This is a genomic window from Streptomyces sp. TM32 (assembly GCF_004122755.1).
Classification (GTDB): domain Bacteria; phylum Actinomycetota; class Actinomycetes; order Streptomycetales; family Streptomycetaceae; genus Streptomyces; species Streptomyces sioyaensis.
Window position 1 is genome coordinate 1 of the sequence record NZ_SDIG01000041.1, and the last position, 22831, is coordinate 22831.

21 protein-coding genes are annotated in these 22831 nt (G+C 72.3%); 8 read left to right on the forward strand and 13 right to left on the reverse strand.

Annotation, left to right across the window (positions count from 1 at the left end; genetic code table 11):
• Positions 1-259 precede the first annotated feature (259 nt).
• Positions 260-655: a hypothetical protein gene (locus EST92_RS12640; RefSeq protein ID WP_129281029.1), complete on the forward strand. Its 396-nt coding sequence runs from the start codon at positions 260-262 to the stop codon at positions 653-655.
• Between the two features lie 300 nt (positions 656-955).
• Entirely contained in the window at positions 956-2554 is a 1599-nt protein-coding gene (locus EST92_RS12645; protein ID WP_129281030.1) for a SulP family inorganic anion transporter, read from the forward strand.
• A gap of 100 nt (positions 2555-2654) precedes the next feature.
• Here EST92_RS12645 and EST92_RS12650 read toward each other — a convergent pair whose 3' ends face one another.
• Positions 2655-3764, reverse strand: coding sequence for an RNA-guided endonuclease TnpB family protein (locus EST92_RS12650; RefSeq protein ID WP_129281031.1), 1110 nt, complete (start codon positions 3762-3764; stop codon positions 2655-2657).
• Positions 3765-4081: 317 nt separating this feature from the next.
• Here EST92_RS12650 and EST92_RS12655 point away from each other — a divergent pair, with 317 nt between their 5' ends.
• Positions 4082-5485: a M1 family metallopeptidase gene (locus EST92_RS12655; protein WP_129281032.1), complete on the forward strand. Its 1404-nt coding sequence runs from the start codon at positions 4082-4084 to the stop codon at positions 5483-5485.
• A 203-nt stretch (positions 5486-5688) separates the two neighbouring features.
• Positions 5689-6624 carry an AraC family transcriptional regulator gene (locus EST92_RS12660; protein ID WP_129281033.1) on the forward strand — a complete coding sequence of 312 codons (936 nt, stop codon included), beginning with the start codon at positions 5689-5691 and terminating at the stop codon, positions 6622-6624.
• A 127-nt stretch (positions 6625-6751) separates the two neighbouring features.
• Here EST92_RS12660 and sigJ read toward each other — a convergent pair whose 3' ends face one another.
• From sigJ to EST92_RS12680, 4 genes are all read right to left on the reverse strand, one after another.
• Positions 6752-7753 (reverse strand): RNA polymerase sigma factor SigJ, encoded by a 1002-nt coding sequence (gene sigJ / locus EST92_RS12665; protein ID WP_254068785.1) that lies wholly within the window; start codon positions 7751-7753, stop codon positions 6752-6754.
• Positions 7754-7870: 117 nt separating this feature from the next.
• Complete coding sequence (locus EST92_RS12670; protein WP_129281034.1) at positions 7871-8734, reverse strand: class I SAM-dependent methyltransferase; 864 nt, start codon at positions 8732-8734, stop codon at positions 7871-7873.
• A gap of 127 nt (positions 8735-8861) precedes the next feature.
• The gene (locus EST92_RS12675) at positions 8862-9431 is read right to left on the reverse strand and encodes a hypothetical protein (RefSeq protein WP_129281035.1); all 570 of its coding nucleotides are present in this window, start codon (positions 9429-9431) and stop codon (positions 8862-8864) included.
• A 153-nt stretch (positions 9432-9584) separates the two neighbouring features.
• Positions 9585-9902, reverse strand: a complete 318-nt coding sequence (locus tag EST92_RS12680) for an SH3 domain-containing protein (protein ID WP_129281036.1) — start codon at positions 9900-9902, stop codon at positions 9585-9587.
• Between the two features lie 170 nt (positions 9903-10072).
• On the opposite strand from EST92_RS12680, the gene EST92_RS12685 reads away from it, so the two are divergent.
• On the forward strand, positions 10073-12343 hold the full coding sequence (locus EST92_RS12685; protein ID WP_129281037.1) for a PQQ-binding-like beta-propeller repeat protein: 2271 nt from the start codon (positions 10073-10075) through the stop codon (positions 12341-12343).
• 160 nt (positions 12344-12503) lie between these two features.
• On the opposite strand, the gene EST92_RS12690 is transcribed toward EST92_RS12685, so the two are convergent.
• Positions 12504-12695 (reverse strand): hypothetical protein, encoded by a 192-nt coding sequence (locus EST92_RS12690; RefSeq protein WP_129281055.1) that lies wholly within the window; start codon positions 12693-12695, stop codon positions 12504-12506.
• A gap of 203 nt (positions 12696-12898) precedes the next feature.
• Between EST92_RS12690 and EST92_RS12695 the strand changes: the two genes are divergently transcribed.
• Positions 12899-13741, forward strand: a complete 843-nt coding sequence (locus EST92_RS12695; protein ID WP_129281056.1) for a helix-turn-helix transcriptional regulator — start codon at positions 12899-12901, stop codon at positions 13739-13741.
• Positions 13723-14019 (forward strand): DUF397 domain-containing protein, encoded by a 297-nt coding sequence (locus tag EST92_RS12700; RefSeq protein ID WP_129281038.1) that lies wholly within the window; start codon positions 13723-13725, stop codon positions 14017-14019. Before EST92_RS12695 ends, EST92_RS12700 begins: the two co-directional genes overlap by 19 nt.
• Positions 14020-14170: 151 nt before the next feature.
• On the opposite strand, the gene EST92_RS12705 is transcribed toward EST92_RS12700, so the two are convergent.
• The 6 genes from EST92_RS12705 to EST92_RS12730 all read right to left on the reverse strand — a co-directional run bounded on the left by EST92_RS12705 (position 14171) and on the right by EST92_RS12730 (position 19950).
• Positions 14171-14842 carry a nucleotidyl transferase AbiEii/AbiGii toxin family protein gene (locus EST92_RS12705; RefSeq protein ID WP_129281039.1) on the reverse strand — a complete coding sequence of 224 codons (672 nt, stop codon included), beginning with the start codon at positions 14840-14842 and terminating at the stop codon, positions 14171-14173.
• Positions 14839-15207, reverse strand: a complete 369-nt coding sequence (locus EST92_RS12710; RefSeq protein WP_129281040.1) for a hypothetical protein — start codon at positions 15205-15207, stop codon at positions 14839-14841. Before EST92_RS12710 ends, EST92_RS12705 begins: the two co-directional genes overlap by 4 nt.
• 149 nt (positions 15208-15356) lie before the next feature.
• Complete coding sequence (gene ilvD / locus EST92_RS12715; protein ID WP_129281041.1) at positions 15357-17207, reverse strand: dihydroxy-acid dehydratase; 1851 nt, start codon at positions 17205-17207, stop codon at positions 15357-15359.
• A gap of 253 nt (positions 17208-17460) precedes the next feature.
• The gene (locus tag EST92_RS12720; protein ID WP_129281042.1) at positions 17461-18123 is read right to left on the reverse strand and encodes a TetR family transcriptional regulator; all 663 of its coding nucleotides are present in this window, start codon (positions 18121-18123) and stop codon (positions 17461-17463) included.
• The gene (locus tag EST92_RS12725; RefSeq protein WP_174243998.1) at positions 18120-18944 is read right to left on the reverse strand and encodes a sugar phosphate isomerase/epimerase; all 825 of its coding nucleotides are present in this window, start codon (positions 18942-18944) and stop codon (positions 18120-18122) included. Before EST92_RS12725 ends, EST92_RS12720 begins: the two co-directional genes overlap by 4 nt.
• Positions 18945-19023: 79 nt before the next feature.
• Positions 19024-19950 carry a Ppx/GppA phosphatase family protein gene (locus EST92_RS12730; protein WP_129281043.1) on the reverse strand — a complete coding sequence of 309 codons (927 nt, stop codon included), beginning with the start codon at positions 19948-19950 and terminating at the stop codon, positions 19024-19026.
• A 75-nt stretch (positions 19951-20025) separates the two neighbouring features.
• Between EST92_RS12730 and EST92_RS12735 the strand changes: the two genes are divergently transcribed.
• Entirely contained in the window at positions 20026-20886 is an 861-nt protein-coding gene (locus EST92_RS12735; RefSeq protein WP_129281044.1) for a hypothetical protein, read from the forward strand.
• 46 nt (positions 20887-20932) lie between these two features.
• Here the strand turns inward: EST92_RS12735 and EST92_RS12740 are convergent, their stop codons facing one another.
• The gene (locus EST92_RS12740; RefSeq protein WP_129281045.1) at positions 20933-22714 is read right to left on the reverse strand and encodes a sigma-70 family RNA polymerase sigma factor; all 1782 of its coding nucleotides are present in this window, start codon (positions 22712-22714) and stop codon (positions 20933-20935) included.
• Positions 22715-22831: the final 117 nt, after the last annotated feature.

The window sequence follows — 22831 nt, forward strand, 5'->3', positions numbered from 1 at the left end:
GGGTGAGGAGGCGGTGGGGTCGCTGTCCGGGAAGGGCCGGAGGCGGCCGGGCCGTTCAAGGTGGCGGGAGGGGCGGAATGGAGTGCAAGGGCGGCGCATTGCGGAACGGCGTGGAAGCAAAAGGGCGCCGGAGTGAACGGAAGCAGTCATTCCTGTCGGATAACTCCGCATTCACAGGGTGATTACATATTGAGTGACAATGTTGCGTGTTCGCTTGGACACAATGGGGTGACTGTCCAGCCGCGCCGGAAGGGGCGACATGGCGAAGACCCGGGCCGGCCGCATCGGCCGGCTCCTGTTGCTCGTCGTGGCGCTCGTGCTGGCCCTGCCGGCCGTCGCCGGGGGCGCGTACGGGGAGAGCGTGTCGGCGACCGCGAAGAGCGCCGCCCGCGGTGATTCCCCGGACGACGCGCAGTGGGCTTCGGACACCTCCGAGCACCCGCAGTCCGGCGCCGACCGCTGCCGGACGCGGCACGGCGGGCGCTCCACGGCCACGGTCTCCGCGCCGCAGCCGCCGCGCACGACCGTGTCGAGCGCCGGTCCGGTCCGCACCGAGAGCGGGCTGAGCGTGACCGTCCCGCTCACCGGCCGCCGGGCCGTTCCGCTGTCGAGATCAGGCGAACTGCCGCTCCGGCACCTCGTGATCCGCTGCTGAGAGCGGAGGGCTGTCCCCAGGGCCTCCCCCGGCCCGCGCAACCGACGGATCCAGCCGTCATCCCTTTCCTGGCGTGCGCCTCATGACACGGCGCGACGGCGGGTGAGCGCAGCCCTCGGGCCCGCGGTCACCGGCCGGTTGCGCGCCGCGTTCCGCTCGTGTGTCCCGGTGCGTCCTCGTGCGTACCCGGGCGCCCGCGCGCCGCCGCATCTCCTACTCGATGGAGGCATGCTCATGCGAAGGTTCCGTGTTGCCCGGCTCCGCCCGTCCCCGCCGTCCATACCGTCACGTCACACGCTGGTGCGCGCACGCGCCGACTTCACCGCCTCGCTCGTCGTCTTTCTCGTCGCCGTCCCGCTGTGTGTCGGGGTGGCCGTCGCGTCCGGGGCGCCGGCCGAACTGGGGCTGGTGACCGGCATCGTCGGCGGGCTGCTCACCGGGCTGTTGCCCGGCAGCAGCCTCCAGGTCAGCGGTCCGGCCGCCGGGCTGACCGTGCTGGTCTACGAGGCGGTGCAGGAGTACGGGCTCGGCGCGCTGGGCGTCCTGGTGCTGTGCGCCGGGGTGTTGCAGCTGGTCATGGGGGCGCTGCGGATGGGGCGCTGGTTCCGGGCCATTTCCGTGGCGGTGGTCCAGGGGATGCTCGCGGGCATCGGACTGGTGCTGATCGCCGGGCAGTTGTACGCCCTGGCGGATGCCAAGGCGCCGGGCAACGGGCCGGCGAACATCGCCGGACTGCCCATGCTCGCGGTGGACACCCTCGCCTCCGACCCGGCGCTGTCGGCGCTGGCCGTGGGCGCGGGCACCATCGCACTGCTGGTGCTGTGGCCCAAGTGGCAGCGGGCGGCGCGGGTGCTGCCGGCGCCGCTGGTGGCGGTGGCGCTGGCGACGGCCGTGGTCTCCGCGCTGGATCTGCCGGTGGCCCGGGTCGAGGTGGCGGGGCTGCTGGATGTCGTCCAGCCGCCGGGCGGTGCGGACTTCGCGCGGCTGGCGGACCCGGGGGCACTGGCCGGGGTGCTGGGCACCGTGCTGGCGTTCGCCCTGATCGCCTCGGCGGAGTCGCTGTTCAGCGCGGCCGCGGTGGACCGGCTGCACGACGGGCCGCGGACCGATTACGACAAGGAGCTGATGGCGCAGGGCGCCGGCAACACGGTGTGCGGGCTGCTCGGTGCGCTGCCGATGACCGCGGTGATCGTGCGCAGCGCCACCAACGTGCACGCCGGGGCGCGGACGAAGGCCTCGCGGGTGCTGCACGGGGTGTGGCTGCTGGTCTTCGCGGCGGCGTTTCCGGCGGCCCTGGGCGTGGTGCCGATCGCGACGCTGGCCGGCGTACTGATCCATGCGGGCGGCAAGTTGATCCCGGTGAAGCAGTGGCCGCCGCTGTGGCGGGAGCACCGGGGGGAGGCCGTGGTGCTGGCCGCGACGGCGGTGGCGATCGTGGCCACGAACATGTTCGAGGGGGTGCTGCTGGGGCTGCTGATGGCGGTGGCCAAGTCGGCGTGGGAGACCTCGCACGTCCACCTGGAGATCGTGGAGGCGAGCGAGCCCGGGGCGGGCGACGGCGGGGCGGGCCGCGGCGGCACGAACGGCGCTGACGCCGCGGGCCGTACCTCACCAGGCAAGGGGAAGCCGCGCACGGGGGCTCCGGGCCACGGCACGCCGGCCGGCCCGTCGTCCCGGCGGCCGCTCCTCGTCCGGGCCGTCGGCAATGCCACCTTCCTGCGGCTGCCGAAGCTGCTCGACCAGTTGGAGGCGCTGCCCGAGGACCGGGAGATCGAGCTGGACCTGTCCGGACTGCGTCATCTGGACCATGCCTGTGCGGCCGCCCTCGGCAGCTGGGCGGAGCAGCGGAGCGGTCGGGGCGGGCCCACCCGGCAGAAGGCGCCGTCCGTCACGCCGTGACGCGACCGGAGCGGAAGGGACCGGCGGAACGGCCGAAATGTCCGTAAGGTCGGCATGCTGGTGACCGCCGACCCTTGGAGTGCCTTGAATCCTCCCCCGCCTAAGGGTGGGGGATTCCTGGCTCACGTCGGCTGCGGACCGGCGGCCCGTCAGCTCTTACACGATCAGCACCAACCGGGTGGAGACCAGCCCGGACGAGCATCACGCGGGCGGAGTTCTTGTCTCTGGGCGAGACGGCTCCGCACGCGATGCACGCGTAGGTTCGTTCCGAGAGAGGTAGTGCGTGCTTGGTTCTCGCTCCGCACCGTGCGCAGTCCATGGTGGTGTGCGCGGGGTGGACCAGGTACACGGCCCTGCCGTGCTTGCGGCCCATCTCGACCAGGGCAGCCTTCGTGGCGCCGATGGCCGCATCCGCTGCCTTGCGAGCCATCGTGGACTTGGCCAGGAACTTCGGGCGGAAGTCCTCCACGGCCAGAGCATCATGGTCGCGCACGACACACTTGGCCCACTTTCGAGCGGTGTCCTGGCGTTGCCGCGCGACCTTCTTGTGCAGCTTCACGGCCTGCCTCTGTGCCCGGCGGTAGCCCCTGGATGCGGCCTTGCCGCGCGGGGCACGGCGGCGGGCCATCATCCGCTGATAGTGCGCCAGGCGCGTCGCGGCCTTCTTTCCGTGTTCGGCATGGGGAAGGTCGTGGTCGTCGCTGGTGGTGGTCGCGGTCTCCTTGACGCCCCAGTCAATGCCGATCACCGCGCCGGTTTCGGGCAGGTACTCGGTGGTGGTGGCCACGACGAACGAGGCGTACCAGTGCCCGATGCTGTCGCGGTATACGCGCACGGACGACGGGGGCTTGGGCAGCTTGCGCGACCACACAACCGTCACGACGATGCCGCCGGCGAGGTGCAGGCGGCCACCTGTGATCCGGAATCCGCGCTGCGTGTAGTTGAGGCTCGGGTCGGCCCGGTGCTTCTTCTTGTACTTCGGCATCCCCGCCCGCTGCCGCATCGGCAACCGGCCTTTGATGTCCTTCAAAGCCTTGGCACGCGACGTGGCGAAATCGCGTACGACCTGCTGCTGAGGAACGCTGGAACCCGCACGCAGCCACGCCATGCGGGTCCGGGCCTCGGTCAGCATCTTGTCCAACCGAGCCGGACCGCACTTCTCGCCCTCGGCATACGCCTTCTTCGAGCGGGCGCAGCACTCATTCCACAGCCACCGGCATCGCGCTTACTCCGCCTCCAGCAGGGCGGCTGCGGTGGACGACACACGCACACGGTAGGTGTACCGGGCCCGCCCGCCGCCTGCCGATTCCTGCGCCGTCGCCATAAGCACCAACATACCTAGGAGGTACGACAGTTGAAATCAATTGATCTCGGTAGGCCACCTCACCACCGCGACAGATCGACGCCGAACCGCCCTGACAGCAATCCGACATTCCCCGCCCTGCTCCACAGGGGCCCGATCCTCCCCCGCAAGCGGGAGGTACCCCCACCCCAGCCTGAAGGCCTGGGCATCCTCGGAGGTAGCCGGTGAACCGCCGGCCCCTTCGCTCCTGTGGTGCGACCGCCGCCCTCTCCGCCAGCCTGCTGCTCTCCGCGTGCACCAGCAGTGACCCGCGGGGGGCGGCGGGCAGCGGCGGGGTGGGCGATCCGCTCTTCCCGGCGCTCGGCAACGGCGGCTACCAGGTGCGCCATTACGGGCTGGACCTCGACTACGACGTCGAGAAAGGACGGCTGGACGCGACCGCCGACCTCACCGCCGAGGCCACCAAGGACCTGCGGTCCTTCCAGCTCGATCTGCAGGGGCTCAAGGTGTCCGGCGTCCGGGTCGACGGCGAGGACGCCGCGTTCTCCCGCAAGGGGCACAAGCTGATCGTCCGGCCGGCCGACGGGCTCCGCAAAGGCGCCTCGTTCCGTACGACCGTCCACTACGGCGGGAGTCCGCAGGAGCTGACGGATCCGGACGGGACGACGGAGGGGTGGGTCAAGACCCCCGACGGGGCCTTCGTCGCCGGTGAGCCCGCCGGCTCCATGACGTGGTTCCCCGGCAACAACCACCCCGCGGACAAGGCGACCTACGACGTCACGATCACCGTGCCGAAGGGGTATACCGCCGTCTCCAACGGCGAGTTGCGCGCGCAGCGGACCTCCGGAGGCCACACCACCTTCACGTGGCACAACGGCCGGCCGATGGCCAGTTATCTCGCCACCGCCACCATCGGCAGATTCGATGTCCGCACCTCCCGTACGCCCGACGGGCTGCCGCTGTACGTCGCGGTGGACCCGGCGGAGGTCGGGGCGAGCCGGGGGCCGCTGGAGAAGCTGCCGGAGATCGTGGAGTGGGAGAGCGGGCTGTTCGGCCCGTACCCCTTCGCCTCGGCGGGTGCCGTCGTCGACCGCACGCCGTCCCGGATCACCTGGGGGGCGCTGGAGACCCAGACCAAGCCGATCTACGCCGGGGCGCCGGACACCACGACCGTGGTGCACGAGATGGCCCACCAGTGGTTCGGTGACTCGGTGACGCCGAAGACCTGGGCGGACACCTGGCTCAACGAGAGCTTTGCGACCTACGCCGAGTGGCTGTGGGCGGAGCACAAGGGCGGCAAGACACCGCAGCAGCAGTTCGACGCGCTCTACAAGGACGCCCCGCACCACGAGCGCTGGGACTTCCCGCCGGCCCGTCCGGGCACGGCGAAGAACGTGACCGGCCCGCCCGTCTACGAGCGGGGCGCGATGTTCCTCCAGCAGCTGCGGAACGCCGTCGGCGACCAGACGTTCTTCCGGATCCTCAAGGAGTGGCCCGCCGCGTACCGCTACCGCACGGCCGATTCGGCGGATTTCCTCGCCTTCTGCCAGGAGCGCACGGACGTGGATCTGGCGCCGCTCTTCCAGGCCTGGCTGTACGGGGAGGGAAAGCCGAAGCGGCTGTACTGAGCGGGAGAGGCTGTACGGAGCGGTGCTGCCGTGCCTTCGTGCCCAGGTCACGCACGGGCGGCGGACCGGTTGCTCCAGCGTCGGTCGCGACGGACCCGACCGCCGGACCCGACCGCCGGACCCGACCGCGCCGGGCACAGGATGTCGGGTGCGGCAGGCTCGCCGCTTCCTAGCGTGAGGGTCGAAAGGGAAGGAGGCCCGGGGTGCTGGAGCGGCTCAACCAGGCCATGGAGCACATCGAGTCGCATCTCGACCAGCCGGTCGAGGTGGCTCATCTCGCGCGCATCGCCGTGACGTCGGAGTACCACTTCCGTCGGCTGTTCTCCGCGTTGGCGGGCATTCCGCTGTCGGAGTACATCCGGCGCCGGCGGCTGACCGTGGCGGGCGCCGAGGTGCTCGCCGGTGAGCGGACGCTGCTGGACGTCGCGACGCGCTACGGCTACGGATCGGGGGAAGCCTTTGCGCGTGCGTTCCGCGGCATGCACGGGGTGGGTCCGGGCGAGGCCCGGCGAACCGGTGCGGCGCTGCGCTCCCAGCCACGGATGTCCTTCCGACTCATCGTCGAAGGGAGCAGCAGTATGCGATACCGGATCGTGGACAAGGAGGAGTTCCGGGTGGTGGGCAGGAAAGCCCGGGTCCCGCTCGTCCACGTGGGGGTCAACCCGGCGATCGCCGAGTTCGTCCGGGGCATCGGCCCCGAGACGCTCCGGCGTATGACGGAGCTGTCCGACCAGCAGCCGGAGGGGATCGTCGCGGTGAGCGACCAGCTCGATCCGAGCCGGGCGGAGGGGACCGAACTCGACTACTACCACGGCGTGGTGACCCGCGCCGAGGCACCCGAGGACATGGACGTCCTTCCCGTTCCGGCGGGGGCCTGGGCCGTCTTCGAGAGCTCCGGCCCGTTCCCGCAGGCCCTGCAGTACCTGTGGCGGGACGTGTTCACGCAGTGGTTCCCGTCGAATCCGTACCAGAGCAGGCCGGGGCCGGAGATCCTGCGGGTCCGCCTGTCGCAGGACGGGACCCAGGCGGACGGGACCCAGGCGGACGGGACCCAGGCGGACCGGGCGCCGTCAGAGGGGGCGCAGGCGGACGCGGAGTTGTGGATACCTGTGGAACGGGTGGAGCGATCCGCCGTCTGAGCGGGCCCGTCGCGGCGGGCCGATGCGAGGTGGCCGGAGCCCGGGGCGGTGCCGTCGGCGCCGCCCGGGGTCCGGCCGGTTCACAGCAGGTCGTACGGCCGGTTCACAGCCGGTCGTACGGCTGGGTTCACAGCCGGTCGAGGTCCAAGTGGCCCAGCTTGTCGGGGTTGATGACGGCGTCCACCTCCGTGATCCGCCCGTCGTGGACGGTGAAGGCGAAGACCCCGGCCTGCCCGCTCTCCGGGTGGGCGAAGAGCAGCCCGGCGGCGCCGTTGACGTCCGCCACCGCGACCCGCAGCCCGCCTTCCTGGACGCCGCGGGTGACCAGTCCCCGCACAAAGCGGGCGACCTTGTCGCGGCCGATCACCGGTCGGCGGGCGGAGCTCACCTTGCCGCCGCCGTCCGAGCGCCAGATGACCTCGGGGTCGAGCACCGCCAGCAGCGCATCGAGGTCGCCGCCCATGACGGCGGACAGAAAGGCCTCGACGGTACGGCGGTGCTCCGCGCGGTCGACGGTGCGGCGCGGCGCCTCGGCCCGTACCCGCTTGCGGGCGCGGGAGGCCAACTGCCGTACGGAATCGGGGGTGCGGCCGACCGTCTCGGCGATCTCCGGGAAGGGGACCGCGAAGACGTCGTGGAGGATGAACGCGATCCGCTCGGCCGGGGTGAGCCGTTCCAGGACGGTGAGCAGGGCCATCCCCACCGATTCGTCGAGGGTGACCCGGTCCTCGGGGCCCTCGCTCCGGCCGGCGCCCGCGGCGCCGACGGGCAGCGGGCCGCCGGCGTCGTCGAGCAGCGGCTCCGGCAGCCAGGGCCCGACGTAGGTCTCGCGGCGGGCGCGGGCCGAGCCCAGCAGGTCGTAACAGATGCGGCTGACGACCGTGGTGAGAAAGCCGCGCGGGCTGGCGACCGTCGTGCCGGCGGGCACGGACTGCCAGCGCAGCCAGGTCTCCTGGACGGCGTCGTCGGCGTCCGAGACCGTGCCCATGATCCGGTAGGCGATGGCCCACAACCGCCCGCGCTGCTCCTCGAACTGCGCGAGCCGATCCCCGTCCGGCGCGCCCTCGCCACCGGCCGTTTCCGTCTCCCTCACCGCCTCCACCTCCGTCTCCGTCTCCGGCTGCGCCATCACCCGCTCCTCTGCTCTCGTACGCGGTCGCCGACCGCCGTCGTACGGGGCCGCGTCCGCCGTCATACGTGGCCGCGAACGCCCTACGACCCTGCCGGTCATCCTGGCCCCTCCCCCTCAGGACGAAGCGGCCGGCCGGAGTGTGACAGTCAGGTCCAGCGCATACGCCTCCTCGACGATGCCGTCCGGGAAGACGTCCAGCAGCGCGGTCCGCTCGTCCGCGAGGACCGGGGCGGCGGCCTCGGGTCCGATGGCCGAGAAGTACGAGCGGCTGCCCAGCATCGCGAGGTGGGTGTCGAGGGGGATCCGCCGCGTCCAGTGCAGGACGCGGCAGACCGGGTGGAGTCCCAGGCCGAGGCCGCGGATCAGGTCGGGGGCCTCCGGCGCGACGCCGTGCTCGTGGTACCCGGGAAGCCGCCGGGCGATCCTGGCCTCCTGTTCGGCCGCCCAGTCGACGTCCGGGTCGGGCACGTTCCACCACAGGGCGAGCGCGCCACCGGGCCGCAGCACCCTCATCGCCTCGGGGACGGAGCGGGCCGGGTCGGTCCAGTGCCAGGCCTGCGCATAGCCGACGAGGTCGAAGCCCGCGTCGTCGGAGAACGGCAGCGCGTCGCCGAGCGCGCGGACGAGCGGGGTGCCGGGGTGGGCGGCGCGCAGCTCGGCGGCCATGCCGGCGCCCGGTTCGACGGCGGTGACCCGGGCCCCGCGGGCGGTGAGCAGCGCGGTGGCGATACCGGTCCCGGCCCCGACGTCCAGCACCCGGGCCCCGGCCAGCGGCTGCCCCGCCAGCTCCTCGATCGCGTCGAAGAGGGCCGGTGGATAGCCGGGGCGGGCGGCGGCGTACTGGGCGGCGACCGCGTCGAACGACCGGGCCAGGGTGGCGTGGGCCGGTGACGGAGCGGGCGCCGGGTGTTGGGGTGAACGGGCCGGCGGTTGCTGGAGCGAACGCGACGGCTGTTGTTGCTGAGAACGTTCCGGCATGGGCGTCATCCTGCCCGCGCCACGGAGAGCGGGGAGGGCCATGGAAAAAATCAAACCCGGTTCAATTTTGAACCCGGTATGGCTATGGCGGGGCCGCGCCCAGGGGCCAGGGGCCCGGGCCCCTGGGTCAACGACGCTTCTTGCCCCCGGCCTTGGCCCCCGTCTTGGCCCCGGACTTGCGCGCGGCCGGGTTGCCGGTGCGGGCGCCGCGGCGGCGCTCGTACCGCTCGCGGGCCGCTTCGTACTCGGCGCGGTGCCGCTGCTCCCCGGGAGCCTCGACGAGGCTGCGGCAGAAGTAGGCGAGCAGCGAGCCGACGAAACCGATGAGCAGCAGGCCCTGCCCGGAGCCGTCGGCCACGGACGGCCCCGGCCGGCCGGTGAGGCCCGCCCAGGTGTGGCGGAAGGCCAGCGCGCTGCACACGGCGAAGCCGACGACGACGAGGGTGTTGACGAACGGGCCCACGGAGGCGATCTCCAGGCCCTGGAACGCGAAGCGCAGCACGGCCGCACCCGCCGCGGCGAGCGCGAGCGAGCCCACCGCGACGCCGGCCCGGCGCAGGCCGTAGCCGCCGTCGTGCCGGACCCAGCTGGTGCCGAAGAACCGGATCGGCGCCGGCTCCGGGCCGCCGTGCCCGGTACCACCGGACTCCCGGCCGCCCGGCTCCGGACCGTCGGCGGGCGCGTGCTGATCGCTCATGCCCCGATTATCCCCGGCGGGACACGGAAGAGGGACGCGGACGACGGGAGCGCGCTGAAGCGGCGGGCCGCAACAGCGGGCGGGCACCGGACCGACGGCCTCAGAGCAAGCCCCGACGGCACCCCGCCCGCCGCCCACGGCCCGCCTCGCGCCTCAGCTCGTGCAGCGCGGCGCGACCATGCCGCTGCTGCCCGTGTGGACGAAGGCGTCGGAGACGTACTGACCGGGCGCGATGTTGTCCCAGATGTCCGAGGTGCCGTACGGGCCGGACACCCGCTGGCCGTGCCGCTGGCAGCGGATCTGCACCCGGGCTCCCTCGGCCAGCTGGCGGACGACCGGGGAGTCGGTGGTCGGGCCCTGCCGGACCTTGACGCGGTAGCCGGGCGCGAGGGGATAGGTGAGGCCCCCCGCGGCGGCGAGCGCCTGCCCTTCCGCCGGCTCCTGCGCGCTCTGCTGATCCTGTGTGGTCATTTCTCATTCCCCCGTTTGCTACTGATCTTTTTCCTGCGGTGGCGATGCTCGCCGTGGTAGTGCAACGCGCACGCTAGCAAGCTTCATTCATCTCGTACGTGTTATCGACTAAGCTCCGCGCGTCGCACCTGCGACCCGCATGGCAATGGGAACGACACGGGGGTGGATCCATGCCAGCGCTGCGCGATTCCGGGCTGGGCCCGGAAGCGGAGCATCCGGAATACGCCGGGCAATACCGTCTGGAGGCGCGCCTGGGCTCCGGCGGAATGGGCGTGGTGCATCTCGCGCGCTCGTCTTCCGGGCTGACCCTCGCGGTCAAGGTCGTCCATGCCGAATTCGCCCAGGACCCGGAGTTCCGCGGGCGGTTCCGGCAGGAGGTGGCGGCCGCGCGGCGGGTCAGCGGGGCCTTCACGGCATCTGTCGTCGACGCCGATCCGGACGCCGAGCGCCCGTGGATGGCGACCCTGCACATTCCCGGCCCGAGCCTCTCCGACCATGTGAAACGGAATGGCCCGATGGTGCCCGCCGAGGTGCGGCAGCTGGCCGCGGGGCTCGCCGAGGCGCTGCGCGACATCCATCGCGCCGGGGTCGTACACCGCGATCTCAAGCCGGGAAATGTGCTGCTGGCCGCAGATGGGCCGAAAGTCATCGATTTCGGAATCTCGCGCCCGTCCGACAGTGAAATGCGCACCGAGACCGGCAAATTGATCGGTACGCCGCCGTTCATGGCGCCCGAGCAGTTCCAGCGGCCGCGCGAGGTGGGGCCCGCCGCGGACGTCTTCGCGCTGGGTTCGGTGCTGGTGCACGCCGCGACCGGGCGGGGGCCGTTCGACTCGGACAGCCCGTATCTCGTCGCGTATCAGGTGGTGCACGACGAGGCCGATCTGGCGGGCGTGCCCGAGGAGTTGGCGCCGCTGATCGAGAGCTGCCTGGCGAAGGACCCGGCGGACCGCCCGACGCCGGACGCGCTGATGGAACTGCTGCGGACGGCTGCGGCGGAGGACGGCGCACGGCCCGCCGCGGTGCCCGTGGGCGCACCGCTTCCCGGCGAGGCCTCCGGAAGCGCGCCGCCGGACGCCCCGATACCGGGACAGCCGCAGCCGGTACGGAGCAGGGCCACGCCCCCGCGCGCCGAGACGACGCATGTCCGCGCCCCCGTACCGCCCGCCCCTGCCGCACGTCGCCCCGCACGCACCGCCCTCCTCCGCGCCCGCCGCTGGCCCCTGTGGGCCGCCCTGGCCCTGGTCGTCACCGGGGCCGGTACGTTCGCCGGCATCCGGGCGCTGGCCCCGGCAGGCGACGGCCAGGACCCCGCGCTGCAAGTCCACCCGTCGCAGGCCGACCAGGCCCGCTTCCGCCCGTGGCACACCACGCTCACCAAGCGTCCCCAGGGCTACGCCGCCGAACTGCCCTTCTGCACCACCGGCTCCGGCGCCGTCTTCTGCGGCCGGGCCGGCACCCTGGCCGCCCGACTCGACCCGGGCACCGGCCAGGTGGCCTGGCGACGGAAGGACGACGCCACCACCGGCAAGAACTCCCTCAAGACCACCGCCTCACCGACCCCGCCGGCACTCTCCGGCGGCCTGCTGTACGTCTTCTCCGCCGACGCCAAGCGGCTGATGGCGCTGGACCCGTCGGCCGACGGCAAGGGCGCCACCCGCTGGAGCAAGGACGTCTCCGGGTACGAGGGCGGAGCCCGGATCGTCGGGGACCAGGTGCTGCTGACGGCGGCCGACGGCACGGTCACCGCACTCGACAGCGCCACCCACCGGCAGCTCTGGCACAAGCGCTTCCCGGGCCACGCACTGCCCGCCTTCACTGCGTTCGGCGACCCGCACACCGCCTACGCGGCCGAGAACACCCCCGACGGCACCGGCACCCAGGTCACCGCCATCGACCCGGCCCACGGCAGCGTCCGCTGGTCACACCGGCTGCCCGGCCTGCTCACCGTGGCCGGGCCCGGTACGTCCGGAGCGCTCTATCTGACCGTCACCGACCGGACGTTCACGTACCGCGCCACCGCCGTCCTCCGTTACGACCCGGCCACCGGGCACACGCGGCGCCTCAAGCTGACCGCACCGCTGGACGGGGCGTCCGCCGTAGTGCACGGCGAGTCGGTGTATCTCCTGGCCGAGGGCGGCACACTGCAAGCCGTCGGCGAACGGACCTGGGACACCGAGACCTCGGTCAGCCGCGGCTCGGCCCCGGTGGTGAGCGGCGGCCGGCTGTATTTCACCGCGGCGGACGGACGGCTGCTCGCGATCAACACCCGCTCCGGCGAACTGCTGGGCCAGACGCCGCCCCGGATGAACGGCCGCCACAACGGATTCGTGGAAATGCTGCCGGCCCCACTGGTGGACGGCCGACGCGGGCGCATCTACGCGGCGGCCCCGGACGGCAGCGTCTTCTCGGCGGCGGCCGGAGACCCGGCGGGCTGGTGACGGCCCGGGGCCCGCTCGCCGCCCGCATGGCAAGGACAGCCGCAGGCCTCACGCCGCACCCCTGGGACGGCCGCCGCGGTCTCGACCCCCGGGGTACCCGTGGTGCACCCCGGATGCCTGCCGACGTGACACGCCGGGGAGACGTACGGAACGTGCCCGCTCACCGGGCCGCCCTCTCCAGCACCGCGATGAGCTTGCGCGTCGTCGCCACGTTGCAGCGCCCCAACTCGACCAGTACACACGGCGGTTCGTAGCCGTACGTCACCGGGTCGACCGCCAGCGACGGCAGCACGATGCCGGTCCGCTTGAGCACGGCGGCCAGCTCCGCGCAGGCCACTTCGGCCTCGGTCATCGCGTCGGCCGCCGCCCGTCGTTCCGTCGCCATCTGCGCCCGCTCCTGTCTGCCGTTTTCCTGCCTGAGACTCCGGAGCGCCACTACCGTGTGTGTTCCGGCCATTACGAGAATGGACCCGGAAAAAGGCGCGAATGCCGCTTGCGGGATGAATTTCGCGACCACGCACCGTTAGTTCCACACCTTCCATGGAGGAGGTCGCCATGCCGCCGAGACGAGCCGTCACCGGTCGCAGCCAGGAGCCACGCCAACGCTTCGTCGAAGAGCTGCGATTACTGCGCGCGCAGAAGGGCGACAGCCTGCGGCAGCTCGGCAACGTGCTGGGCTGGGACTCGTCGCTCTTCGGAAAGATGGAGAGCGGCCAGACCCTGGGCAGCCCGGAGGTCGCGCAGGCGCTGGACCAGCACTACGGAACGAAGGATCTCCTGCTGACGCTCTGGGAGTTGGCGGCCGGTGATCCCACGCAGTTCAAGGAGCGGTACCGGCGATATATGACGCTGGAGGCGGAGGCGTTGAGCCTTTGGCACTACGCAGTGAGCGTCCTCCCTGGCTTGCTCCAGACGGAAGAGTATGCAAACGCGTTGCTCTCGGCGGGCGGCATCACTGGTGAAGAACTGACGCGCCAGGTCGAAGCGCGCGTAGGCCGCCGAAGTCTGCTGGACGGTGACGATGCACCCCGGTTCCGCGCCATCTTGTCTGAAGCCGCGTTGCGCACACCGTTGGAAGCTGCCGACGAGTGGCGCAGGCAACTTGAACACTTGCTAGACATGGGAGAACGCCGGAACGTCATCATTCAAGTCGTACGACAAGAAGTCGGCCTCCACGCCCTGACGAACACTCACACCATGTTCTTGCGGCTCCCTGAGGGGCGCACCCTGGCATGGGTGGAGACCGGTTATTCGGGCGAACTCGTCCAGGAAACGGCAGCCGTCGAAAAACTTCAGCTCAGCTACGATCTGGTCCGTGACCTAGCCCTTCCCCCGGCCGAATCACGGAAGTTCATCATGCGGATGTTGGAGGATGTGCCGTGCGATCCATCGACCTGAGCACCGTGACCTGGCGCAAGAGCACCTACAGCAACCAAGACGGCGGCGAGTGCATCGAGGTCTCCGACGACCTCCTCACCGCCGCCACTTGGCGCAAGAGCACCCACAGCAACTCGGACGGCGGCGCCTGCATCGAGGTCGCCGACAACTTCCCCTCCCTCGTCCCCGTCCGCGACAGCAAGGACCCCCGCCGCCCGGCGCTGATATTCGACGCCACGGCCTGGTCCTCCTTCGTCACCGCCGTCAAGGGTGGGACACTGCCCGTACCCAGCGCCTGACGCACCCCGGTCCTACGGGACCGGCCCACAGACCGGCCCCCGTCGCTCGCCCGCGACGGGGGCCGTTGGCTGACCACGGCCTTTCCTCAACGCATCCGTACCCCTGTGGTCGCGGCGGCAGGGCGGCAGAGCAACACGTTGCGCGGGGAGATCAGGTCTCCTCCGGGTCCTCCCCGGCGGAGAGCCGGGTATCGAGGTCACCGGCCCAGGCCAGGGCCCAAGCGCGCAGGTCCGCTACCTGTTCAGGGCTCAGTCCGTAGTCGGCGAAGTCCTGGTCGTCCCACCACTCGGCGCCGGCGAGGCGATCGCGCAGGTCGTGGAGGCTGAATTCGAAGCGGGCGTGGCGGCGGCCGAGGTTTTCGAGGTCGGAGGTGGAGTGATGCCGGGTGGCGGCGTGGACGTCGATGAGGTCGCGGACCGCGCCGCGGTCCGCGAGGGCGCGGACCTTGGTGCCGATCACGTCGTCCAGGGAGAGGACCGGACCGTGCTCGGTGACCGTAGGCGGCGCCCAGAACGCCTCTTTCAGGACATCGATCTCGCACTCTTCGCCCGTGGCGGGGTCGGTGGCGATGAGTCGGCCCGACAGCGGACTGGACTCGATGTGCTGCACACCCCAGCCACGCTCGGCCAGGCCGTCGCCGACCGTGAGGACGATCTCGTCCATGGGCGCCGGGTTTTCGGTGGCCACGTCCAGGTCCTGGGAGAGTCGGTCGACCAGGCCGTGGGCCTGTACGGCGTACCCGCCGGTGATCACCAGCGGGTAGGGGGTACCGATAGCGAGGACGTCGGCCAGGAGCCGGCGGTGCAGATCTGTCAGGTTCACGCGACCGTCGCGGCCCTCGCGGTGGCGAGCTCAGGGAAAGCGGCTTCCCACACGTCTCTGATCGGGCGGCTGATCAGTGTGCGCAGCACGGGCCACTGCGCGAGGAGGAGATCCCGGTTCAGGAAGTCGATCAGGTCCTGGCGCTGCCCTTCGGCCAGGACGGTGCGGTACAGGCTCATCCGCGAGCGCGGCTGCTCCAGGCCGTAGGAGCGGCGGCCCGACCAGACCACGTGCAACGGCAGGTCGACCGTGCCGCGGGCGGGACCGGTCAGGTCCTCCAGCTGCGCGGGCAGCCGCTGTGCGTACTGCGCACACAACACCTCGAACGCGTTCGGCACCGGAAACGAAGGAGACTGCACGGCCATGCCCCCAGTATCGCCCGGCAAGCCGCCCGGGCGCTAGCGGATCCGCCACAGGCCACACGCTAATCGCACGGCGGGCACACAAGCGGGCACACAGCAAAAGGCCCCCGTCACCCCACAGGGGCCTTCTCGCCGAGCGGGCTGGTGCCGCCTCAGCCCAGCTTGCTCACATCCCGCACCGCGCCCTTGTCGGCGCTGGTGGCCATGGCCGCGTACGCGCGCAGGGCCTGGGAGACCTTGCGTTCGCGGTGCTTGGGGGCGTAGACGCCGCCGAGGGCCGCACGGCGGGCGGTCAACTCGTCCTCGCTGACCAGGAGTTCGATCGAGCGGTTCGGGATGTCGATGCGGATGCGGTCGCCGTCCTCGACGAGGGCGATGGTGCCGCCGGACGCCGCCTCGGGCGAGGCGTGGCCGATGGACAGGCCGGACGTGCCGCCGGAGAAGCGGCCGTCGGTGACCAGGGCGCAGGCCTTGCCCAGGCCGCGGCCCTTGAGGAAGGACGTCGGGTAGAGCATCTCCTGCATGCCGGGGCCGCCCTTGGGGCCCTCGTAGCGGATGACGACGACGTCGCCCTCCTTGACCTGCTTCTTGAGGATCTTGTCGACGGCCTCCTCCTGCGACTCGCAGACCACGGCCGGGCCCTCGAAGGTCCAGATGGACTCGTCGACGCCGGCGGTCTTCACGACGCAGCCGTCCTCGGCCAGATTGCCCTTGAGGACCGCCAGGCCGCCGTCGACGGAGTAGGCGTGCGCCAGGTCGCGGATGCAGCCGCCCTCGGCGTCCACGTCGAGGCTGTCCCAGCGCTCGGACTGGGAGAAGGCGGTCGCCGAGCGCTTGCAGCCGGGGGCCGCGTGCCACAGTTCGACGGCGACGTCGGAGGGTGAACCGCCGCGCACGTCCCAGGTCTTGAGCCACTCCTCGATGGAGGCGCTGTGCACGGTGTGCACGTCCTCGTTGAGGAGTCCGGCGCGGTAGAGCTCGCCGAGGATGGCGGGGATGCCGCCGGCCCGGTGCACGTCCTCCATGTAGTACGTGCCGCCCGGCGCGACGTTCGGTGCGACCTTCGCCAGGCAGGGCACCCGGCGCGAGACCGCGTTGATGTCCTCCAGGTCGAAGCTGAGTCCGGCTTCCTGGGCCGCGGCGAGCAGGTGCAGGATCGTGTTCGTCGAGCCGCCCATGGCGATGTCCAGGGCCATGGCGTTCTCGAAGGCGGCGCGGGAGCCGATGTTGCGCGGCAGGACGGTGTGGTCGTCCTGCTCGTAGTGGCGCTTGGTGATCTCGACGACGGTCCGGCCGGCGTTCTCGTACAGCGCCTTGCGGGCGGTGTGCGTGGCGAGGACGGAGCCGTTGCCGGGCAGCGAGAGGCCGATCGCCTCGGTCAGGCAGTTCATCGAGTTGGCGGTGAACATGCCGGAACAGGAACCGCAGGTCGGGCAGGCGTTCTCCTCGATGCGGAGGATGTCCTCGTCCGAGATCTTGTCGTTGACGGCGTCCGAGATCGCGTCGACCAGGTCGAGGGTGCGGACGGTGCCGTCGACCAGCGTCGTCTTGCCGGACTCCATCGGGCCGCCGGAGACGAAGACGGTCGGGATGTTGAGCCGCATCGCGGCCATCAGCATGCCCGGGGTGATCTTGTCGCAGTTGGAGATGCAGATCAGCGCGTCCGCGCAGTGCGCCTCGACCATGTACTCGACGGAGTCGGCGATCAGGTCGCGCGACGGCAGGCTGTAGAGCATGCCGCCGTGGCCCATGGCGATGCCGTCGTCGACCGCGATGGTGTTGAACTCGCGCGCGATGCCGCCCGCCGCGTGGATCGCCTCGGAGACGATCCGGCCGACCGGCTGGAGGTGGGTGTGGCCCGGCACGAACTCGGTGAAGCTGTTGGCGACCGCGACGATCGGCTTGCCGAAGTCCTCGCGCGCTACCCCGGAGGCCTGCATAAGGGCTCGGGCGCCGGCCATGTTGCGGCCATGGGTAACGGTGCGGGACCTCAGATCGGGCACGATGGTCACTCCCTCGGGATTACGTCCGTACGACCGCCGGCTCCGGTATCCGGCCCTGCCGGGCACCGGGTGGCGTCATATATATGGGCTCCAGATATATGGGCTCCCGTCGAGATTACGCCCTTGATCCAAGATCTGGACAGCCTCTCCGCGATGTGAGACGGCTGCCCGGACTGCGGACAGCGCAGAGTGAGGACGTCAGTGCAGGTCAGGGGCGTTTCGGGGACGCCCGAGCGGGCCTCGCCCGAGGCTGTCAGGGCTGCGTCAGATAGCGCTGGAGGGCCGGGGCGACCATGGCGATGATCTCTTCCGTGTCCGCGGAGGCGACCGGGTCCATCTTGATCACATAGCGCAGCATCGCGATCCCGATGAGGTGGGAGGCGGCCAGCTGCACCCGGAACTCCGGGTCGGGTACGTGCAGTTCGCCGGCCACCCGCTGGAGCATCCGGCGCTCGATCAGCCCGCGCAGCACGGCCGCCGCGGTGTCGTTGGTCAGCGCGGAGCGCATGATCGCCAGCAGCGGCTGCCGGCTGACCGGGTTCTCCCAGACACCGAACATGAAGCGGGCCATCCGCTCGCCCACGTCCGCGCCGCCGCCCGCGAGAGCGTCGGGCATGGTCAGCGCGGGGGCGAAGGTCAGCTCGATGGCGGCCGCGAAGACCTGCTCCTTGGTGCCGAAGTAGTGGTGCACCAGCGCCGAGTCCACCCCGGCCGCCTTGGCGATCCGGCGCATCGAGGTCTTGTCGTAGCCGCGCTCGGCGAACTCCGTACGGGCCGCGGCCAGGATCCGCTCACGGGCGCCGGGACCGGCCTCGGCGGCGGCCCGGGCGGGGCGGCCCCGGCGGCGGGCCGGCGGCGGCGTAGCGGGCTCCGAGGACGCGTCGTCCGGCCCGTTCCCGTTCGCGCTGCCGCTCACGAGCCCGGGACCCGGTTCGGCGAGGCGAGGTGGAGGCGGGTGAAGGCCAGCGCCTCGGCCAGGTCCGCCTCGCGCTCGGCGGCGGACATCGCCCGGCGGGTGTTGACCTCGACGACCACATGGCCGTCGAAGCCGGTGGCCGCCAGCCGCTCCAGCACCTGGGCGCAGGGCTGGCTGCCGCGGCCCGGCACCAGATGCTCGTCCTTGGCGGAGCCGTTGCCGTCGGCGAGGTGCACATGCGCCAGCCGGTCGCCCATCCGCCGCACCATCTCCACCGCGTCGTTGCGGGCCGTGGAGGTGTGCGAGAGGTCGACCGTGAAGTGCCGGTAGTCGTCGTTGGTGGGGTCCCAGTCGGGGGCGTACGCCAGCATCTCGCGGTCCCGGTAGCGCCACGGGTACATGTTCTCGACGGCGAACTTCACGTCCGTCTCGTGCTCCATCCGCCAGACGCCGCGGACGAATTCCCGGGCATAGGTGCGCTGCCAGCGGAACGGCGGATGCACGACCACCGTCGAGGCGCCCAGCCGCTCGGCGGCGCTGCGGGCGCGCTGGAGCTTGACCCACGGGTCCGTGGACCAGACCCGCTGGGTGATCAGCAGACACGGCGCGTGCACGGCCAGCACCGGGACGCCGTGGTAGTCCGAGAGCCGGCGCAGCGCGTCGATGTCCTGGCTGACCGGGTCGGTCCACACCATGACCTCGACGCCGTCGTAACCGAGGCGGGCGGCGATCTCGAAGGCCGTCGCCGTCGACTCCGGATACACCGAGGCCGTGGACAGCGCGACCTTCGCATCCGGGATGCGCACCACTGGCTCTGTCACGAGGGACAGCGTACGGGCCGGGGCTGCGCGCGGGGCAGGAGGTCCGGGCGGCCGCGGCCCGCCGCCGGTCCGGGCACCACTACGGCAGGTGGTCCAGCCGCCGCAGAATGACGCCCTCGCGCAGCGCCCACGGGCAGATCTCCAGCGTCTCGACCCCGAACAGATCCATCGCCGCCTCGGCCACCAGCGCCCCGGCGAGCAGTTGCCGCGAGCGGCCCTCGGACACGCCGGGCAGCGTGACCCGCTCCTGCGCGGACATCGAGCCCAGCCGCGGCACCCACTCCTCCAGCTTCTTGCGGGTCAGCTCCCGCTGGACGTACAGCCCCTCGGCGGAGCGCGCGGCGCCCGCGATCCGGGCCAGCTGCCGGAAGGTCTTGGATGTGCCGACGACCCGGTCGGGAGTGCCGAAGCGGGTGAATTCGCTCACCACCTTGGCGATCTCGGCGCGCACCCGGCGGCGCAGCGTCCGCACGTCCTCGGAGTCCGGCGGGTCGCCGGGCAGATCGCCCGCGGTCAGCCGGCCGGCGCCCAGCGGCAGCGACACCGCCACGTCCGGGTCCTCGTCGAGGCCGTAGGCGATCTCCAGCGAGCCGCCGCCGATGTCCAGCACCAGCAGCCGGCCCGCGGACCAGCCCAGCCAGCGGCGGGCGGCGAGGAAGGTGAGCCGCGCCTCGTCCTCACCGGCGAGGACCTGGAGCTCGACCGCGGTCTCCGCGGCGACCCGGCGCAGCACCTCGTCGCCGTTGGTGGCCTCGCGGACCGCGGAGGTGGCGAACGGCAGCACGCTCTCGACGCCCTTGTCCTCGGCCACCTGGAGCGCCTCCAGCACGGTGGCCACCAGCCGCTCCACCCCGTCCTCGCTTATCGCGCCGCGCTCGTCGAGGAGTTCGGCAAGGCGCAGCTCCGCCTTGTGCGAATAGGCGGGCAGCGGGCGCGCGCCCGGGTGTGCGTCCACCACCAGCAGATGGACCGTATTCGAACCCACGTCGAGGACACCGAGTCTCATACGGGGAAACCTACTGCCCCCGATGGGCAGTCCTGTCGGCGCGGTGCCCGTCGCCGCTCGCCTTACGCTGGACTCGTGGCAAAGACGAAAAAGGCGAAGCACGAAAAAGCGCTGAAGAAGGAAGAAAAGCGGCGCGCTCAGGCGGCCGAGGAGGCACGGTCCCCGGGCGGGGCGGCGGCCGACGAGGTCGGCCTCGACTTCGCCCGCGCCTGGGTCACCTTCCCCGACCCGGCCGACGACGAGCAACTCTTCCGCTGCGACCTGACCTGGCTGACCTCCCGCTGGACCTGCATCTTCGGCAGCGGCTGCCAGGGCATCCAGGCCGGCCGGGCGGACGACGGCTGCTGCACGCTCGGGGCGCACTTCTCGGACGAGGAGGACGAGGAGCGGGTCGCGCAGCATGTGGCACGCCTCACGCCCGACCTGTGGCAGCACCACGACGTGGGCACCACGTCCGGCTGGGTCGAGGAGGACGAGGACGGCGACCGGCAGACCCGCCGCTGGCAGGGCTCCTGCATCTTCCAGAACCGCCCCGGCTTCCCGGCCGGCGCGGGCTGCTCGCTGCACATCCTCGCGCTGCGCGAGGGCCGCGAGCCCCTGGAGACCAAGCCGGACGTCTGCTGGCAGCTGCCGGTCCGGCGGACCTACGACTGGATCGACCGGCCGGACGACACCCGGGTCCTCCAGGTGACGATCGGGGAGTACGACCGGCGCGGCTGGGGCCCCGGCGGCCACGACCTGCACTGGTGGTGCACCTCGGCGACCTCGGCGCACGGCGCCGGCGACCCGGTGTACGTCTCGTACCGGCCGGAGCTCACCGAGCTGATGGGCAAGGAGGGCTACGCCAAGCTCGTCGAGCTGTGCGAGGAGCGGCTGGCGGCGACGCTGCCGATGGCGCCGCACCCGGCGGACCCGAAGCCGCAGCGTCAGCAGTGAGCGCGCGCCGGGCCCGCCGCGGGACCCGGCGGGCCGCCGGCCGCGCTCAGCGGGCGGGGTGGGTGGTGTTCGACGGCGTGGAGCCCGGCGCGGGCTTGGTCGGCGCGGGTGTCGGCGTCGCGGGCGGAGGCGTCGACGTCGGAGCCGGTGGGGTCGGCGTGGGCGTCGGCGTCGTGGCCGGCGGCGTCGGCCGCGGCCTCGGGTGCGCGGACCTGGTCCGCTGCGGCGCGGGAGCCGGGCCGCTCGCGCCGTAGCCCTTCATCGTGACGGCGGTGCCGCCGGGCTCGATGGCGATCCGGGCCCGCCAGTGGCCCGCGGGCTCCCGGTCGTGGTCGATGTAGACCGTGATCGTGGTGGACTGCCCCGGCCGCAGCGTGCCTGCCGTATGGCTCATCTGGAGCCAGGCCGCGCCCGCCGCGGCGTACCAGCGCACGGGGTGGGCGCCCGAGGCGCTGAGCGTGATCACCGTGGTCCGGCCGCTCGGCTGCGCGGCGACCGCCAGCCGGCCCGCCGACTCCGGCCGGCCGTGCGGCCCGCCCGTCCGCTCCGGGGTGCCGTTCGCGCTGATCACCTCGACGGACACATCGTGCTCCCCGTCGCCCGTGGTGAAGCCGGGCCCGGGCGTCGTCCTGGCGTTGCCGGCGTTCTCGTACGGGCGGCCGCCCATCCGCTCCCCGGTGTGGGATGCGCTGGCGGTCACGGCGGGTGAGTCGTCCGCGGCCTCGTCGGTGGCCGGCGTGCCGTGGTACGCCGCCCACAGGGCCAGCACCGGCGCCGCGACGACCGTGGCGACCACGGTGGTGGTCAGCGCGCGGCTGCGCAGCCTGCGCCGGCGGGCCACCCGGTCCGGCGGCGGGCCGACGGGGAATCCGCTGCGGTCATAGCGAGGAGAACCGTTTGCCCCACCTGCCCGGCCGCCACCTCCCGCACCGCCCCTCCCCTTCGCCCGGCCCGACGTGGCGGGCCGGAGCGCCGCCAGCGCACCCGCGACGGCCTCCCGGGGCGCGGGGACCAGCGGCAGCGTGCCCCGGTCCACCGGCGCGGTGCCGGGCCACGCCCCGGGCGCGGCGGCCCGCTCGGCGGTGCGCCGGCACACCGCGCAGTCGTCGACATGGCGCACCAGCTCCCGGCTGAGCGCCGGACCCAGCAGTACCTGGGTGTCGCCGGCCAGTTGCGCGACCTCGCGGCAGCGGCCGGACTCCACCACGGCCAGCGCCGCGCGGGTCCGTTCGACCTCGCAGGACGCGGTGGCCAGCAGCGCGCGGGTGGCGACCGGATCGGCCCCGAGCACCGCGGCGACCTCCTCGGCCGAGAGCTTATGGCGCACCGAGAGCTCCAGCGCCTCCCGCTGCTCGGGGGTGGTGCCGGCGGCCTCCGGCCAGGCCAGCGCGGCGAGTTCACGCTGCCGGCGCTCGGCGTCGCGGGCGGCTTCGGCGTCCGGCGCCGCGGTGCCGGGGTGCTTGGTGTCCGGCTTCCGGGCGCCCGGCCCGGTCCGTTCGGTGAGCCGGCGCAGACAGGCCCAGCGGGCCAGGGCGTAGAGCCAACAGCGGTGCAGCGCGGGGTCGGCGGGCCGCCGGTGGTGGTGCCGGTCGGCGAGCGCGAGCACCTCACCGAGCACCGCGGTCGCCGCGTCGTGTGCGCACAGCACGGAGAGGCAGTAGGTGAACAGCCCGTCCAGGAAGGGCTCGTAGCCGTCACGGGTGTCCGGGGGGCGCGGGGTGTCCGGGGCGGGCCGCGGGGAGGTCTGCGGCCGGCTCCGGCGCCGCGCGTCGCCGCGCGACCGGTGTGCGCCGGTGGAGTGCGTGGGGTGCTCGGGCCTGCTCATCACCCCGGCGACGGTAGGCGGATGATGCAGCCCGGCTTGCTCGCGTTGGCCACTTTTAACCCTTACGGGTGACCAGATCCCTCAAAAGAGGACACGAATCAGCCATTCCGCGGCTGGCGG

Bases quoted from the DNA above. Each gene is read 5' to 3' on its own strand.
- EST92_RS12680 (WP_129281036.1), bottom strand. From the start codon at position 9,902: ATGACCACACAGGATCAGCAGAGCGCGCAGGAGCCGGCGGAAGGGCAG.
- EST92_RS12670 (WP_129281034.1), bottom strand. From the start codon at position 8,734: ATGCCGGAACGTTCTCAGCAACAACAGCCGTCGCGTTCGCTCCAGCAA.
- EST92_RS12640 (WP_129281029.1), top strand. From the start codon at position 260: ATGGCGAAGACCCGGGCCGGCCGCATCGGCCGGCTCCTGTTGCTCGTC.
- EST92_RS12675 (WP_129281035.1), bottom strand. From the start codon at position 9,431: ATGAGCGATCAGCACGCGCCCGCCGACGGTCCGGAGCCGGGCGGCCGG.
- EST92_RS12710 (WP_129281040.1), bottom strand. From the start codon at position 15,207: ATGGCCGTGCAGTCTCCTTCGTTTCCGGTGCCGAACGCGTTCGAGGTG.
- EST92_RS12685 (WP_129281037.1), top strand. From the start codon at position 10,073: ATGCCAGCGCTGCGCGATTCCGGGCTGGGCCCGGAAGCGGAGCATCCG.
- sigJ (WP_254068785.1), bottom strand. From the start codon at position 7,753: ATGGCGCAGCCGGAGACGGAGACGGAGGTGGAGGCGGTGAGGGAGACG.
- EST92_RS12695 (WP_129281056.1), top strand. From the start codon at position 12,899: ATGCCGCCGAGACGAGCCGTCACCGGTCGCAGCCAGGAGCCACGCCAA.
- EST92_RS12690 (WP_129281055.1), bottom strand. From the start codon at position 12,695: ATGACCGAGGCCGAAGTGGCCTGCGCGGAGCTGGCCGCCGTGCTCAAG.
- EST92_RS12730 (WP_129281043.1), bottom strand. From the start codon at position 19,950: ATGAGACTCGGTGTCCTCGACGTGGGTTCGAATACGGTCCATCTGCTG.